The organism is Jejuia pallidilutea (assembly GCF_002973595.1).
In the GTDB taxonomy this organism is placed as follows: domain Bacteria; phylum Bacteroidota; class Bacteroidia; order Flavobacteriales; family Flavobacteriaceae; genus Jejuia; species Jejuia pallidilutea.
Window position 1 is genome coordinate 181,337 of record NZ_PVEO01000001.1, and the last position, 15,942, is coordinate 197,278.

Annotated in this window: 14 protein-coding genes; 9 read left to right on the forward strand and 5 right to left on the reverse strand. The window is 35.6% G+C overall.

All coding sequences use genetic code 11. The features are described 5' to 3' along the window. Nucleotides 1–20 precede the first annotated feature (20 nt). From CLV33_RS00860 to CLV33_RS00875, 4 genes are all read right to left on the reverse strand, one after another. Nucleotides 21–998, reverse strand: a complete 978-nt coding sequence (locus CLV33_RS00860) for a polyprenyl synthetase family protein (protein WP_105472311.1) — start codon at nt 996–998, stop codon at nt 21–23. Between the two features lie 68 nt (nt 999–1,066). After that, a complete protein-coding gene (gene rlmN / locus CLV33_RS00865) occupies nt 1,067–2,107 on the reverse strand; it encodes a 23S rRNA (adenine(2503)-C(2))-methyltransferase RlmN (RefSeq protein WP_105472312.1) in 1,041 nt (346 codons plus the stop codon). Nucleotides 2,108–2,436: 329 nt separating this feature from the next. Beyond that, a complete protein-coding gene (gene obgE / locus CLV33_RS00870; protein WP_105472313.1) occupies nt 2,437–3,435 on the reverse strand; it encodes a GTPase ObgE in 999 nt (332 codons plus the stop codon). 57 nt (nt 3,436–3,492) lie between these two features. Then, nucleotides 3,493–4,602, reverse strand: a complete 1,110-nt coding sequence (locus tag CLV33_RS00875) for an adenylate kinase (RefSeq protein ID WP_105472314.1) — start codon at nt 4,600–4,602, stop codon at nt 3,493–3,495. Between the two features lie 138 nt (nt 4,603–4,740). Between CLV33_RS00875 and CLV33_RS00880 the strand changes: the two genes are divergently transcribed. The 5 genes from CLV33_RS00880 to CLV33_RS00900 all read left to right on the forward strand — a co-directional run bounded on the left by CLV33_RS00880 (nt 4,741) and on the right by CLV33_RS00900 (nt 9,575). Next, nucleotides 4,741–5,895, forward strand: a complete 1,155-nt coding sequence (locus tag CLV33_RS00880) for a 5-(carboxyamino)imidazole ribonucleotide synthase (RefSeq protein ID WP_105472315.1) — start codon at nt 4,741–4,743, stop codon at nt 5,893–5,895. Between the two features lie 78 nt (nt 5,896–5,973). After that, nucleotides 5,974–6,456 carry a 5-(carboxyamino)imidazole ribonucleotide mutase gene (purE, locus tag CLV33_RS00885; RefSeq protein ID WP_105472316.1) on the forward strand — a complete coding sequence of 161 codons (483 nt, stop codon included), beginning with the start codon at nt 5,974–5,976 and terminating at the stop codon, nt 6,454–6,456. Between the two features lie 154 nt (nt 6,457–6,610). Continuing rightward, nucleotides 6,611–8,653 carry a M3 family metallopeptidase gene (locus CLV33_RS00890; RefSeq protein ID WP_105472317.1) on the forward strand — a complete coding sequence of 681 codons (2,043 nt, stop codon included), beginning with the start codon at nt 6,611–6,613 and terminating at the stop codon, nt 8,651–8,653. Nucleotides 8,654–8,760: 107 nt separating this feature from the next. Further along, a complete protein-coding gene (locus CLV33_RS00895; RefSeq protein ID WP_105472318.1) occupies nt 8,761–9,312 on the forward strand; it encodes a sigma-70 family RNA polymerase sigma factor in 552 nt (183 codons plus the stop codon). Nucleotides 9,313–9,314: 2 nt separating this feature from the next. Further along, nucleotides 9,315–9,575, forward strand: a complete 261-nt coding sequence (locus CLV33_RS00900; RefSeq protein ID WP_042246239.1) for a hypothetical protein — start codon at nt 9,315–9,317, stop codon at nt 9,573–9,575. Here CLV33_RS00900 and CLV33_RS00905 read toward each other — a convergent pair. Further along, nucleotides 9,568–10,401, reverse strand: a complete 834-nt coding sequence (locus CLV33_RS00905) for a UbiA prenyltransferase family protein (RefSeq protein WP_105472319.1) — start codon at nt 10,399–10,401, stop codon at nt 9,568–9,570. The two genes, CLV33_RS00900 and CLV33_RS00905, sit on opposite strands and share 8 nt — an antisense overlap. Nucleotides 10,402–10,521: 120 nt before the next feature. Here CLV33_RS00905 and gcvP point away from each other — a divergent pair, with 120 nt between their 5' ends. The 4 genes from gcvP to CLV33_RS00925 all read left to right on the forward strand — a co-directional run bounded on the left by gcvP (nt 10,522) and on the right by CLV33_RS00925 (nt 15,933). Continuing rightward, a complete protein-coding gene (gene gcvP, locus CLV33_RS00910; protein ID WP_105472320.1) occupies nt 10,522–13,371 on the forward strand; it encodes an aminomethyl-transferring glycine dehydrogenase in 2,850 nt (949 codons plus the stop codon). A gap of 104 nt (nt 13,372–13,475) precedes the next feature. Further along, a complete protein-coding gene (locus tag CLV33_RS00915; protein ID WP_042249502.1) occupies nt 13,476–14,534 on the forward strand; it encodes a 3-oxoacyl-ACP synthase III family protein in 1,059 nt (352 codons plus the stop codon). 2 nt (nt 14,535–14,536) lie between these two features. Then, complete coding sequence (locus tag CLV33_RS00920; protein WP_105472321.1) at nt 14,537–15,058, forward strand: methyltransferase domain-containing protein; 522 nt, start codon at nt 14,537–14,539, stop codon at nt 15,056–15,058. Between the two features lie 23 nt (nt 15,059–15,081). Beyond that, entirely contained in the window at nt 15,082–15,933 is an 852-nt protein-coding gene (locus CLV33_RS00925; RefSeq protein ID WP_105472322.1) for a glycosyltransferase family 2 protein, read from the forward strand. Nucleotides 15,934–15,942: the final 9 nt, after the last annotated feature.

Genomic DNA, 15,942 nt, shown 5'->3' on the forward strand with positions numbered 1-15,942 from the left:
TGAGGGGAGTTAAAAAGGCTTTACTTTTTCCTATCAATTACATAATTTACCATTAATTCTAGTGCATTCTTATAATCTGAATTAGGATAGGTTTGTAAGAGCCGTAATGCTTCTTTTTGGAAAGCTTTCATTTTGGTAACGGCATAATCTAAACCACCGCTAGCTTTAACAAAAGCTATAACTTCCTTAACACGTTTTGTATCTTTATTATGATTTTTTATAGAGTTAATCAACCACCTTTTATCTTTTTTGCTAGCATTGTTAAGTGTATAAATTAAAGGTAGCGTCATTTTTTGCTCTTTAATATCTATGCCCGTTGGTTTGCCTATTTGGGTTTCACCGTAATCAAACAAATCGTCTTTTATTTGAAACGCCATACCGATAAGTTCTCCAAATTTTCGCATGGTATCTACATGCTGCGATTCGGGTTTTACCGATGCCGCCCCCAAACTACAACATGCAGCAATTAAAGTTGCTGTTTTTTGGCGAATTATTTCGTAATATACTGCTTCTGTAATGTCTAATTTTCTTGCCTTTTCAATTTGAAGTAACTCGCCTTCGCTCATTTCACGAACGGCAATGGAAATAATTTTCAAAAGGTCGAAGTCATTATTATCAATTGAAAGCAAAAGCCCTTTAGAGAGTAAATAATCGCCTATTAAAACGGCAATCTTATTTTTCCAAAGTGCGTTAACAGAGAAGAATCCTCTGCGGCGGTTACTATCATCAACCACATCATCATGAACCAGTGTAGCAGTATGTATAAGTTCTATTACCGAAGCGCCACGATAGGTGCGTTCGCTCACTTCGCCTTCAGACACCATTTTAGCCACTAAAAACACAAACATTGGTCGCATTTGTTTACCCTTTCTATTTACAATATAATGGGTAATTCTATTAAGCAAAGCCACCTTACTAGACATGGAGAGTTGAAACTTTTGCTCAAAAAGTTCCATCTCGTAAGCTATAGGTTGTTTTATTTGCTCTACTATTTTCATTTAATATGCTAAAATATACTATTTCTTAATTAGTGTATTCCTGCCATTACAGAATTACAAAGTTACATTTAGGATTTATTTGCCAATTGCCCACATGCAGCATCTATATCCTTGCCTCTACTTCGGCGAATGGTAACCGTAATATTGTTAGCCTCTAGTATGTTTTTATACATGTCTATAGCTTCAGAATTGGCTTGTTGAAATTCGCCATCATCAATGGGGTTGTATTCTATTAAATTTACTTTACTTGGTGCAAATTTGCAAAATTGCACCAAAGCATCTACGTCTTTTCGCTTATCGTTAATATCTTTCCAAACTACATACTCGTAAGTAATTCTATTTTTAGTTTTCGTGTACCAATACTCTAAAGCCTCCCTTAAATCTGCTAATGGAAATGTTTCATTAAACGGCATTATAGTGGTTCTAACCTCATCGATAGCTGAATGTAATGACACTGCCAGTTTAAACTTTACTTCATCATCGGCCATTTTTTTTATCATTTTAGGCACGCCAGATGTGGACACTACAATACGCTTGGGAGACATTCCTAAACCGTCATCGGAGGTTATTTTATCTATGGCTTTCAATACATTATTGTAATTCATAAGCGGTTCGCCCATACCCATAAACACAATGTTACTTAGTGGACGGTTATGGTAAAGCCTACTTTCGTTATCTATTGCTACTACTTGATCGTAGATCTCATCAGGATTTAAGTTTCGCATGCGTTTTAAGCGTGCTGTGGCACAAAAACGACAATCTAAACTGCAGCCTACCTGACTAGACACACAAGCCGTAGTTCTAGTTTTTGTAGGTATTAAAACAGATTCTACAATTAACCCATCGTGCAATTGTACTGCATTTTTAATGGTACCATCGGCACTACGTTGCATGGTATCTACCCGAATATGATTAATAACAAAGTTATCCTCTAGCATTTGGCGGGTTTCTTTAGAAATATTTGTCATAGCCTCGAAACTATGTGCCGATTTTTGCCACAACCACTCATAAACTTGGTTGCCACGAAAGGCTTTATCGCCTTGGTCGACGAAAAAATCCCTAAGTTGCTCTTTTGTTAATGCCCGTATATCTTTTTTGGTAGTACTCATTTGCGTTTGCAAAAATAGTGAAAGGAATTACGATATACGAATTACTACCAACGATTTATGATTTACGATTAGCAAAATTTAATTTAAAAATTATGAATTGTTAATGTAAAGACACAACCCGCGTTAGGGATTGAACGGTTTGTATGAAATCCTTTTTAAAGTGAGTTGAAACTTTATGTAATTAGGAAATTAAATGTATGGATAGCCGCGTTAATAATCTCCTTGCAATGTCGCTTTAAAAAGATTGAGTAGTGAAAGCCCGACTGAAGTGACTCCTGCAAGGTTCCTAAAAAACCTTGTAGGTATGGAACGAAAGTAACGCCCAAAAACTAAGTGTTCAACATTTTCCAAAGTCTATCCTTAAGCTCTGTAATACCTTGTTGCGCTACAGAAGAGATAAACATATATGGAATTGGTAGTTCGTTATCGAGTTGTTTTTTTAGTTCTGCCTGTAACTCACCATCTAGCATGTCGCATTTAGATATGGCAATTAAACGTTCCTTATCTAGCATTTCTGGGTTGTAGCGACGTAATTCGTCCAATAAAATCTCATACTGTTTTGTAATGTTATTTGCATCTGCTGGAATTAAAAATAACAATACTGAATTTCGTTCTATGTGTCGTAAAAAATAATGCCCTAGGCCTTTACCTTCGGCTGCACCTTCTATAATTCCAGGAATATCTGCCATTACAAACGTTTGAAAATCGCGATATTCTACAATACCCAAATTTGGCTTTAATGTAGTAAACTCGTAATCTGCAATTTTTGGCTTCGCAGAAGTTATAACAGAAAGCAATGTAGATTTCCCTGCATTTGGGAATCCTACCAAGCCAACATCTGCCAACACTTTAAGTTCCATGGTTATGTACTGCTCCTGCATAGGTAAACCAGGTTGCGCATAGCGTGGTGTTTGGTTTGTAGAGGATTTAAAGTGCCAGTTGCCTAAACCTCCTTTGCCACCTTCTACAATTATTTTTTCTTCACCGTGTTCTGTAATTTCAAAGAGTATCTCGTTGGTCTCTGTGTCTCTTATTACGGTGCCTAGTGGTACATCGATGTATGCGTCTTCTCCATCGGCACCAGTACTTCGGCTTTTACTACCGTTCCCACCGTGGCCAGCACGAACGTGTTTTTTAAACTTAAGATGAAAAAGTGTCCAGAGGTTTGAATTGCCACGAATAATAACATGACCTCCACGACCACCATCGCCACCATCTGGCCCGCCTTTGGTAATATATTTTTCGCGGTGTAAATGTGCAGATCCTTGTCCTCCCTTTCCAGAGGCCACATACATTTTTACATAATCAACAAAATTTCCTTCAGTCATGATTTGAGTTTAAAGTTCTAAGTTTAAAGTATAAAGTTTTAAACTCGGTAGAAGAATTTATAATGTATTGATAACTTTACTTAAACGCTCTGTTATGTCTTCAATACTACCAACACCGTCTACACCATAGTATTTGTCTTGTGCAGAATAATAGTCTTTTAAAATAGCGGTTTCGTTGTAGTATACTTTTATACGATTTCTAATTACAGATTCGTCGGCATCATCGGCTCTTCCGCTTGTTTCGCCACGTTTTAGCAAGCGTTTTACCAAAACTTCATCATCTACTTCTAGAGCAATCATCGCATTAATTTGAGAATCCTTCTCGTCCATTAACTTGTCTAGAGCTTCAGCTTGCGCGTTGGTTCTAGGAAATCCATCAAAAATAAAGCCGTTGGCATCAGCATTCTTTTCTACCTCGGCATTTAGCATATCAATAGTAACTTGATCTGGCACTAAGGCTCCTTTATCTATATAAGATTTGGCAAGCATTCCTAAGGCGGTTTCGTTTTTAATGTTGTATCTAAAAACATCGCCTGTAGAAATATGTACTAGGTTATACTTTTCTTTTAAAAAATTAGCTTGAGTGCCTTTACCTGCTCCTGGAGGGCCAAATAATACTAAGTTAGTCATGTGTTGTGTTTCTTTTATTTGATATACTTCTGGTAAATCCCTTCCAAGATTATCATAGTCTAAACCGTAACCTACAATAAACTTATCTGGAATTCTTATGCCAATGTAATGTAATTTAAAATCTTTCTTGTAAGCTTCTGGCTTGTAAAAAAGCGTAGCTATTTTTAATGTTTTTACCTTCTCGTTTTCAAAAATGCGGTGTACTTCGGCAAGGGTTTTGCCTGTATCTATAATATCTTCAAGAATAATAACGGTTCTTCCTGTTAAATCTTGGGTTAGCCCTATTAAACGCTGAATATCCTCGCTAGATTTTACGCCTTCATAAGAGGCCAATTTTATAAAAGTAACCTCGCAAGGCTTTGGATATTTCTTAACAAAATCGCTAGTGAGCATAAACGATCCGTTTAAAATACCAACAAAAACAGGAATTTCATCACCCAAATCGCTGGCAATTTCGGCAACTAGCCTATCAATTGCCGCCTCAATTTCTTCAGCAGAAATAAATGGTTTAAAATATTTATCGTGAAGTTTTATCACTTTATTATGGTTTGAAAAATGCAAAGATAATCAATAGATTAAGTATTTGCTGATTTTTTTTGATTTAGGTTTTAGAATCAAATTATATATTTAAGTGTATTTTTGTGCATCTTTAACTTATACTCTTAATAATTACTAATGAATTATTTTTCTTCAGATTTTAAATTAGGCATTCTAGGTGGTGGTCAGTTAGGTAAAATGTTGCTGTACAATACGCGTAAATTTGATATTTATACTTGTGTTTTAGAAGCTAGCAATACAGCCCCCTGCAAAATTGCCTGTGATGAATTTCATTTAGGAGATTTAATGGATTACAATGCGGTGTACAATTTTGGAAAACAAGTTGACGTACTAACTATTGAAATTGAAAATGTAAATGTTGATGCTTTAGAAACTCTAGAAAACGAAGGTGTAAAAGTATATCCTGCATCCAAAACGTTGCGCACAATACAAAACAAGGCAAAACAAAAATTATTTTACATAGACCATAACATACCAACCGCAGATTTTTCTAGGTTCGCCTACATATCTGAAATTGAAGATGCCGTTGCCAATGGCGGACTGAAATTTCCATTTGTTTGGAAAGCAGCACAATTTGGTTACGATGGTAATGGTGTAAAAGTGGTAAGGCAATTATCAGACTTAGAAGGCTTACCTAAAGGTGAATGTATTGCCGAAAACTTGGTGCCTTTTAAAAATGAATTAGCGGTAATTGTGGCAAGAAATGCATCTGGAGACACCAAAACATTTCCTGTTGTAGAAATGGAGTTTCACCCTGAAGCCAACCAAGTAGAGTATGTTATTTGTCCTGCAAGAATTCCCGATGATGTTGCTAAAAAAGCTATAGAAGTCGCCTTAAAGGTTTCAAAAGCTTTTAACCACGTAGGATTGTTAGCGGTTGAAATGTTTCAAACTAAAGATGATGCTATTCTAGTAAACGAGGTAGCACCAAGACCCCATAATTCTGGACACCAAACCATTGAGGCAAGCTACACTTCGCAATTTGAGCAACATCTTCGCGCTATTTTAAATCTGCCTTTAGGAAGAACCGACAATAAAGTTGGTGGCGTTATGGTTAATTTGGTTGGTGCAGAAGGCTACACAGGTAATGTTGTTTACCAAAATATTGAGAATATAATGACCATGGATGGTGTAACCCCACATATTTACGGTAAGAAACAAACACGCCCTTTTAGAAAAATGGGACATGTTACCATTGTTAATGAAGATTTAAATGAAGCACGACGCATAGCAGAGGAAGTAAAAAAGTCTATTAAAGTAATTAGTGAATAAATCACAATAACAAACACCAGATTCTAAAAACTTAATGATAATTTTTGGAGTTTGGAGTTTTTTAAAATTGAAATTTATATGAGTAAAGTAGGAGTAATAATGGGAAGTAAAAGCGATCTTCCTGTAATGCAAGATGCTATAGACATCTTAAAAGGTTTTGATATTGAAGTTGAAGTTGATATCGTTTCTGCACATCGTACCCCCGAAAAATTGTTCGATTATGGAAAAAACGCCCATACTAGAGGGTTTTCCGTAATTGTGGCCGGTGCTGGTGGTGCTGCACATTTACCTGGAATGATAGCATCGCTATCGCCCTTACCTGTTATTGGCGTTCCTGTAAAAAGCAGTAACTCTATAGATGGCTGGGACTCTGTGCTTTCTATTTTACAAATGCCTGGCGGTGTTCCCGTAGCTACCGTTGCTTTAAATGGCGCTAAAAACGCCGGTATTCTTGCCGCACAAATTATTGGAGCGCACGATACTTGTGTTCTAGATAAAATAATAGCGTACAAAGAAGGCTTAAAGTTAAAAGTACACGAATCTGCCAAAGATTTAAAATAGAGAAACCCCGACCAAAAGGCCGAGGTTTCATTAGCTATTAACAATAATTCTTACGAGTTAAAAGTTTAACTCCTCTGAAAAATCTGCGCGAAAGTATAAATATTTTACTGTGCATGCATAACATAATTAAATTTTAACACTTTTTTATTATATAATGATAGACTACTCATCGACGAACGGTTTTAACACACCATACAATACAGCGCCATTTTCTAAAATAAAAAATGAGGATTACCTTCCTACTTTTAAAAAAGCCATAGCCGATGCTAAAGCTGAAATTAATGCCATAGCAAATAATGAAGCTTCGCCAACTTTTAAAAATACTATTGAAGCCCTAGAGTTTTCGGGAGAAAAACTAGACAGGATATCTAGCATATTCTTCAATTTAAATTCTGCCGAAACCAACGATACCATTCAAAAAATTGCACAAGAAGTATCTCCCATGCTATCAGAATTTAGTAACGATATTACGTTGAATGAAGATTTATTTAAACGCATAAAAACGGTTTACAACTCTAAAGACACACTTAATTTAACTGTTGAACAACATACGTTATTAGAAAAAAAATACAAGAGTTTTTCCAGAAACGGTGCTAATCTCCCAAAAGAGAAAAAACAGCAATTAAGAGAAATTGATAAAAAATTAAGTCAACTAAAATTAAAATTTGGTGAAAATATTTTAGCTGAAACTAATGCCTTTGAAATGCTAATTACTAATGAAGCAGACATATCTGGATTGCCCGATGGTGCAAAAGAAGCTGCAAAACAATTAGCAGAAAGCAAAGAAAAAGAAGGCTGGTTATTTACTCTAGATTATCCAAGCTACATTCCTTTTGTAACCTATGCTGATAATCGAGAGCTACGAAAACAACTATCAATCGCAGCGGGCTCAAAAGGGTTTAAAGGCGATAAGCTAGACAACCAACAACACGTACTCGACATTGCAAAATTAAGGCACGAGCGCGCTAATTTATTAGGTTACAAAACCCATGCACATTTTGTTTTGGAAGAACGAATGGCCGAAACGCCTAAAAACGTTGAAAAGTTTTTAAACGAACTGCTAGAAAAAGCGAAACCTGCGGCAGATCGCGAGTTTAAAAATCTAGAAAACTTCGCGAAGGACTTAGACAATATAGATAAACTTGAAAAATGGGATGGCGCCTACTATTCCGAAAAATTAAAACAAAAATTATTCAGTTTAGATGATGAAAAGCTAAAGCCGTATTTCAAACTTCAAAACGTTATTAATGGCGCGTTTACCGTGGCCAACAAACTGTTTAATTTACATTTCGAGGAAATTAATACCATAGATAAATATCACGACGATGTACTAACGTACAAAGTCACAAATTCTAAAGGAGATTTCATTTCAATTTTATATGCCGATTTTTTTCCTAGACCAGGAAAACGCAATGGCGCGTGGATGACGGTTTACAAGCCGCAATACATTAAAAATGAAGAAAACAGCAGACCACACATTTCTATAGTTTGCAATTTTACAAAACCCACAAAAACAAAACCTTCTTTGTTAACTTTTAACGAGGTTACCACTCTGTTTCATGAGTTTGGGCATGCACTTCATGGCATGCTAGCCAATACCACTTACCCTAGTTTATCAGGAACTAGTGTGTATTGGGATTTTGTAGAACTACCCAGTCAAGTTATGGAAAATTGGTGCTATGAAAAAGAAGCTTTAGAATTGTTTGCAACGCATTACGAAACAGGCGAAGTAATACCTATGGACCTGATAGAAAAAATAAAGGCCTCAGCAACATTTTTAGAAGGCATGCAAACGGTGCGCCAGTTAAGTTTCGGGTTGTTGGATATGAGTTGGCACGGACAAGACCCTACAGATATCTTAGATGTTAAAACTCACGAAAACAAAGCATTTGAGGGGACAAAACTATATCCTGACGTTGCTGAAAATTGTATGAGTACCGCATTTTCGCATATTTTTCAGGGCGGCTACTCATCTGGCTATTACAGCTATAAATGGGCCGAAGTTTTAGACGCCGATGCTTTTGAATATTTTAAGGAAAATGGAATTTTCAATACCTCGGTCGCTCAGAAATTTTACGACCATGTTTTAAGCAAAGGAGGAACAGAAAACCCCATGACACTTTACAAACGTTTTAGAGGGCAAGAACCAAAACCCGAGGCTTTGTTGAAACGAGCGGGGTTGATGGAAACGAAATAAAATAATGACATTTTAACGTGTTACTAAACTCACTTTAAACAATTTACAAATCATTATAAATTCATTTTTTTACCGTATTTTTGGACTTCAAAAAAAGAGCTGCAAGAATGCCCGATCATAAAATTAATCCTAATAAATGGATTGACCTTTATTCTGATTATCTCTTCAATTACACCATTACCCGTGTAAACGATCGTGAGATTGCACAAGATTTGGTTCAGGAAACGTTTTTTGCTGGTTTAAAATCCATGAAAAACTTTAAGGGTGAAGCCAGTGAGCGAACATGGTTAATTTCTATCTTAAAGCGTAAAATTATTGACCACTACCGCAAAATTAATTCCAACAAAGGAAAAGCCGAAGTAAGAATTAATTATAACGATGCCGAAAGTGAAGGCGATTGGTTAGAAGAACGTGTCTCAGATCCTTTTGATAAAACTGCCGAGGATACACTACAAAATAATGAGCTAGGAGACGCAATTTATAACTGTTTAGGCAAGCTTCCAGAAAAGCAGGCCGAGGTGTTTAAAATGAAAACCATCTTAAATTATGAGACTGAAGTTATTTGTAATGAACTTAATATTACCGCGTCTAATCTTTGGGTAATAATACACAGAGCCAGAACCGCAATGGCTGATTGCTTAAAAACAAATTGGTTTTAATTATGGGTAAAATAAAGTTTATAATTCCTTGTGATGAAGCTAACCATGTATGCGATAAAACGCAATACAAGGACGCAACACTCTGGGAAAAAGTTAAACTCAACATTCATTTAATTTATTGTAGGGCTTGTAGAGAATACACGAAAAACAATTCCAAGCTAACTAAAACAATAAAAAAAGCAGATGTAGAATGTTTAAGCACTTCTACCAAGGCTGACATGAAAAAAGAATTTGAAAAAGTTTTAAACGAAGTTTCTAACTAAGAAACAATCTAAGCAAAAGCCATAAAATTGGCACGCCCTCTACCCAAAAAGCACTATAATATTTATTTTGATTTACTTTAGAAAAAATTAACAGCAATACCATTACTATCAAGGTTACCGTAAAAGCAGCAATACCGCTTTTGGTTAATTCATCCTTAAAAAATTCTACTAAAAACACTACTATAACCAAAAACACACCAATACCTTTGGTATATTTTACACCTATTTTTTGTGGTATTGTTGATAGTTTTAGGCTATCAAATTTTAAGTCGCGTATTTCAAATGGCAACATTAAAATAATTACAAAAATAAATCGCTGAAATGCAGTTATTATAACATCAGTATTTATGGTAAAACCATTACTATAAAGAGGTAAAAATACCGTAACGCCAGTCCAAACCAAAGCTATTACATATACCTTTAATCCTCCTATACTTCTTAAGTTATGGTGTTTATCCACAAAAATACGTTTAGGCACAAGGGGTATGGCATAAAAGAAAGTAACCAACCCGAAGAGTGAAATATAAATTAGTGTTTTAGTAGGTAAGCTTAACAAATAATAACACATTAAAACAAAGCAAATTAAAGAAAAGACCTGTATGGCCTTTAACCATCCCGCTAAACTCCTATGATGAAATTTTGCCAGCCCAAAAAACTTTACGAAATTATAACCAGTAATAGTAGCATAAAACACAAAATACAAAACCGTTTCATTGTACAAAACACCAAACTCTATAAGTGTTAAATAGGTAAGCGCATATACAGCTAAAGCCACATGAATACTACTATTGATATAAAAATTTAAAAGTTGTTTTAAAAGCTGCATTATGTAAAAATACACAAACTGTTAATAAGGCAAACAAACAGTTAAAAACTTTCTATTTAGCGCGCTAAAAGCCATTAATTATTACTTATTTTTGCAAATTATATTTCAAATTGAAACTTGATGGATACGAATGCTTTTGCTCTGCGCCACATTGGTCCGCGTAAAGAAGACCAACAACTGATGTTAGAAGCTCTTGGTTTAGAGACTTTAGACCAGCTGATTTATGAAACCATTCCAGACAATATTCGTCTTAAGAACGGTTTAAACTTAGATGAACCAATGACTGAATATGAGTATTTATTACATATTCACAACTTATCTAAAAAGAATAAAGCGCGAAAAACTTATATTGGTCTAGGGTATCACCCAACGGTGATGCCTGCGGTAATTCAAAGAAATATCTTGGAAAATCCAGGATGGTACACAGCTTACACACCTTATCAAGCCGAAATTGCCCAAGGTAGGCTAGAGGCACTTTTAAATTTTCAAACCATGGTTACAGATTTAACTGGTATGGAAATTGCAAATGCATCGCTTTTAGACGAAAGTACTGCAGCGGCTGAGGCCATGAGCTTATTATTTGCCGTACGAAGCCGTGACCAAAAAAAGGCAGGCTTACATAAATTTTTTGTTTCGGAAGATATATTGCCACAAACCTTATCACTACTTCAAACAAGAGCTACACCAATAGGTATAGAACTTGTAGTTGGTAAAGAAGATACATTTGATTTTTCCACTGATTTTTTTGGTGCCATTTTGCAATATCCAGGGAAAGACGGACAAATAACCGATATAAAGTCTTTTATAGAAAAAGCTAATGCAGCTGAAATTAAAGTAGCTGTAGCTGCCGATATTTTGAGTTTGGTAAAACTAGAAGCTCCCGGAAAATTTGGTGCAGATGTAGTTGTTGGTACAACACAGCGTTTTGGTATTCCTATGGGATATGGCGGACCTCATGCAGCATATTTTGCAACTAAGGAGGCATACAAAAGAGACCTTCCTGGACGTATTATTGGCGTTACTAAAGATACCGATGGTAAACGTGCTTTACGTATGGCACTACAAACACGCGAGCAGCACATTAAAAGAGATAAAGCAACCTCTAACATATGTACAGCACAAGTTTTGTTAGCTGTTATGGCTAGTATGTATGCAGTGTATCACGGTCCTAAAGGCTTAAAATTTATTGCAGATCAAGTTCATAATAAAGCATCAAAATTAGCTGAGGCATTAAAATCCTTGGGGTACGAGCAGGTAAACACATCGTTTTTTGATACACTTCAAATTAAAACAAAAGCAAAAAAGATAAAAAAGATTGCTTCAATAAAAAAAGTTAATCTTTGGTATCCCAATAAAAATACGGTTACGTTAGCAATTAATGAAACTACCTCTATAAGAGACATTAATTATTTGATTTCTATCTTTGCTGAAGCCGCAGGAAAAGAACCTTTTAAGATAACAGAAGTTAACACAGCAAATAATATTGATGAATTTGTAGCAAGAACTTCAGAATTCTTAACACTAGAAATATTCAACAAATATCACTCTGAGACAGAGTTGATGCGTTATATAAAATCTTTGGAGCGTAAAGATTTGGCATTAAACCACTCAATGATTTCCCTTGGTTCTTGTACCATGAAACTTAATGCTGCTTCTGAAATGCTGCCTTTAAGCATTTTTAAATGGGCAAACATTCATCCTTTTGTGCCATTAAAACAAGCAAAGGGATATTTAGAAGTTTTAAAAGCATTAGAAGACCAATTAACCGAAATTACAGGTTTTGCAGCTACTTCGCTTCAACCAAACTCTGGTGCACAAGGCGAATTTGCAGGCCTAATGGTAATAAAAGCCTACCATGAATCTCGTGGCGATCATCATAGAAATATTTGTATAATTCCCTCTTCTGCGCATGGTACTAATCCTGCAAGTGCTGTTATGGCAGGCATGAAGGTAGTGGTTACAAAATCTACCAAAGAAGGTAATATTGATGTGGATGATTTACGTGAAAAAGCAGAATTGCATAAAGACAACTTATCTGCATTAATGGTTACTTACCCATCTACGCATGGGGTATACGAGTCTGCTATTAAAGAAATTACACAAATAATTCATGATAATGGCGGACAGGTTTATATGGACGGTGCCAACATGAATGCACAAGTAGGCTTAACCAATCCTGGAAATATTGGGGCAGACGTTTGTCACCTTAACTTACACAAAACATTTGCAATTCCCCACGGTGGCGGTGGCCCTGGTGTTGGCCCTATTTGTGTAGCGAAACAACTAGCACCTTTTTTACCTAGCAACCCTATAATTAAAACAGGTGGAAAGCAAGCCATTACAGCAATTTCAGGAGCACCTTTTGGTTCTGCACTTGCATGTTTAATTTCTTACGGATATATAAAAATGCTAGGAGCTTCTGGTTTAACTGAATCTACCAAAATAGCAATTTTAAACGCAAATTACATAAAACACAGGCTAGAAGGCGCCTACGAGACCTTATATTCTGGTGAACGTGGTAGAGCAGCGCATGAAATGATTATTGATTGTCGCCCGTTTAAGGCCCACGGTATAGAAGTTACCGATATTGCCAAACGTTTAATGGATTATGGTTTTCATGCACCTACGGTTTCGTTTCCAGTTGCAGGCACCATGATGATAGAGCCTACCGAAAGCGAAAGTAAGGCAGAAATTGACCGTTTTTGCGACGCTATGATTTCCATAAAACATGAAATTGACGCCGTAACAGCAGACGAAACTAATAATGTTCTAAAAAATGCACCGCATACGTTAGAGATGATCACCGCAGATGAATGGCATTTTCCTTACTCAAGAAAAAAGGCCGCTTTTCCTCTAGAATATTTACACTCTAACAAATTCTGGCCTACAGTAAGGCGGGTAGATGACGCTTATGGTGATAGAAATTTAATTTGCACATGCGCACCAATTGAAGACTATATTGAGGCTTAAAATATGGGTTGAACATCGTAAATTAATCTATAAATAAATTGCAACTATTATTAAACAAACTATATTGCTTTTAATTGCAAAACCTAAAAGCAGTTTTTCTATTTATGAAGACTAAAATTACTGGTACAGGAAGCTATATCCCTGCAAATATTGAAAAAAACGAGAACTTCCATAATCATGAATTTTTAAATAGCGATGGCTCTACAATTAATGCTCCCAGCGAAGTGATTGTAAGAAAGTTTAAAGCCATAACAGGTATAGACGAACGCCGTTATGCCAAGAGCCATTTAAACACATCAGACATTGCATCGTTTGCAGCTGAAAAAGCTATTGAAAACGCTAAAATAGATCGTGAAGACCTAGATTATATTATTGTTGCCCATAATTATGGCGATGTAAGGCACGATAGCCAACAAAGCGATACAGTACCAAGTTTAGCGTCTAGAGTAAAGCATTTATTGCGCATTAAAAATCCAAAATGTGTTGGATACGATTTACTTTTTGGTTGCCCAGGGTGGCTGGAAGGTGTTATTCAAGCTAATGCGTTTATATCATCTGGAATTGCAAAAAAATGTTTGGTTATAGGTGCCGAAACCTTATCTCGTGTTATAGATCCATTCGATAGAGATTCTATGATTTATAGTGACGGTGCTGGTGCGGTAATTATTGAAGCCACCGATGGCGAAAGCGGAATTATAGCTCACGAAACGGCTACTTACGCTTTAGACGAGGCTCACTTTATATATTTTGGCGAAACAAATAACCCAGAGATTAAGGATAACCGCCGCTATATTAAAATGTACGGTAGAAAAATATACGAATTTGCACTAACTAACGTTCCGGTTGCAATGAAATCTTGCTTAGATAAAAGTGGGTTCAACATATCTGATGTAAAAAAAGTTTTAATACATCAAGCTAACGAAAAGATGGATGAGGCTATTGTAAAACGCTTTTATGAACTTCATGATATGAAAATGCCAGATGGTATTATGCCAATGAGTATAGGGAAATTAGGAAACTCTAGTGTAGCCACCATACCTACTTTATATAACATGATTTTAAATGGCGAAATAGAACATCAAGACATTAATAAAGGTGATGTTATTATTTTCGCAAGTGTTGGTGCGGGCATGAATATTAATGCCATTGTTTATAAGCAATAATAATGTACGAAAACACATTTCCGAATAAGCGTTTTAAGCATACCATTACGTTTTTACAAAAGCACATTTCTAAATCAGATCGTATTTTAGATTTAGGTGTTGTAAATCCGTTTACTGAAATCATGCAAGAGCACGGATATGCAGTTGAAAACACTAAAGGTGAGGATTTAGATCTAGACACCTCAAATATTACATCTTCTAATGCCGATGTTGTTACGGCCTTTGAAATTTTTGAACATCTTTTATCGCCTTTTACCGTTCTAAAATCAATAAAAGCAAACAAATTAGTGGCAAGCGTACCACTTAAGCTTTGGTTTTCTTCAGCATATAGAAGCAAATCAGACATGCTAGACAGACATTATCATGAATTTGAGGATTGGCAGTTCGATTGGCTTCTGGAAAAATCTGGTTGGAAAATTATAGATAGCCAAAAGTGGACGAACCCTACCAAAAAACTTGGTATTCGTCCGCTTCTAAGGTGGTTTACACCTAGATACTACATTGTTTATGCCGAAAAAGTTTAACTTAGTTTTTTAAATCCTAGCTTTTGAATTTTTACATCGTTATACCTGCTCATAATGAAGCGGATGCTATTGGGCTTACGCTTTACGCTTTGGTAAATCAAACTTTAAAACCTAAGCAAATTGTTGTAGTGAATGATAATTCTACTGATACAACAGAAGCTGTAGTTGATGGTTACGCACAAAAGCATGAATTTATTTCTCTTGTTAATATTAAATCATCAGACGAACATTTACCAGGCACAAAAATTATCAATGCCTTCTATAAAGGCTTTGAAACTCTAGATGAAGACTATGATATTATCTGCAAATTTGATGCAGACTTGATTTTTCCAGAAAATTATCTTGAAGAACTTGCCAAACATTTCAATACAAACCCAAAACTGGGAATGGCATCAGGTTTTTGTTATATTGAAAAAAATGGAGATTGGGTGTTGGAAAACCTTACCAGAAAAGACCATATTCGTGGCGCATTAAAAGCCTATAGAAAAGCTTGTTTTTTACAAATTGGAAAATTAAAACCCTCTATGGGCTGGGATACTGTTGACGAGTTATTAGCAAAATATTATGGCTGGGACATTTTAACCGATACCAATTTACATGTAAAGCACTTAAAACCAACTGGTGTTAATTATAATGAAGCATCTAAATATTTACAAGGTGAAGCCATGTATAAAATGCGTTACGGCTTTATAATAACATGTATTTCTGCTTTAAAATTAGCATATAAAAAAAGAAGTATCACACTTTTTAAAAATTATATAGCAGGCTATTTTAAGGCTAAAAAAGAAAAGGTTAATTTTTTAGTGTCTGAAGATGAAGGTAAATTTATTAGAAGTTTACGTTGGAAAGGTATGCTGGGTAAATTGAAAGTCTGATATCCAAAA

Bases quoted from the DNA above. Each gene is read 5' to 3' on its own strand.
- CLV33_RS00895 (WP_105472318.1), top strand. From the start codon at position 8,761: ATGCCCGATCATAAAATTAATCCTAATAAATGGATTGACCTTTATTCT.
- rlmN (WP_105472312.1), bottom strand. From the start codon at position 2,107: ATGAGTACTACCAAAAAAGATATACGGGCATTAACAAAAGAGCAACTT.
- CLV33_RS00920 (WP_105472321.1), top strand. From the start codon at position 14,537: ATGTACGAAAACACATTTCCGAATAAGCGTTTTAAGCATACCATTACG.
- gcvP (WP_105472320.1), top strand. From the start codon at position 10,522: ATGGATACGAATGCTTTTGCTCTGCGCCACATTGGTCCGCGTAAAGAA.
- CLV33_RS00860 (WP_105472311.1), bottom strand. From the start codon at position 998: ATGAAAATAGTAGAGCAAATAAAACAACCTATAGCTTACGAGATGGAA.
- purE (WP_105472316.1), top strand. From the start codon at position 5,974: ATGAGTAAAGTAGGAGTAATAATGGGAAGTAAAAGCGATCTTCCTGTA.
- CLV33_RS00880 (WP_105472315.1), top strand. From the start codon at position 4,741: ATGAATTATTTTTCTTCAGATTTTAAATTAGGCATTCTAGGTGGTGGT.
- CLV33_RS00915 (WP_042249502.1), top strand. From the start codon at position 13,476: ATGAAGACTAAAATTACTGGTACAGGAAGCTATATCCCTGCAAATATT.
- CLV33_RS00890 (WP_105472317.1), top strand. From the start codon at position 6,611: ATGATAGACTACTCATCGACGAACGGTTTTAACACACCATACAATACA.
- obgE (WP_105472313.1), bottom strand. From the start codon at position 3,435: ATGACTGAAGGAAATTTTGTTGATTATGTAAAAATGTATGTGGCCTCT.
- CLV33_RS00905 (WP_105472319.1), bottom strand. From the start codon at position 10,401: ATGCAGCTTTTAAAACAACTTTTAAATTTTTATATCAATAGTAGTATT.
- CLV33_RS00900 (WP_042246239.1), top strand. From the start codon at position 9,315: ATGGGTAAAATAAAGTTTATAATTCCTTGTGATGAAGCTAACCATGTA.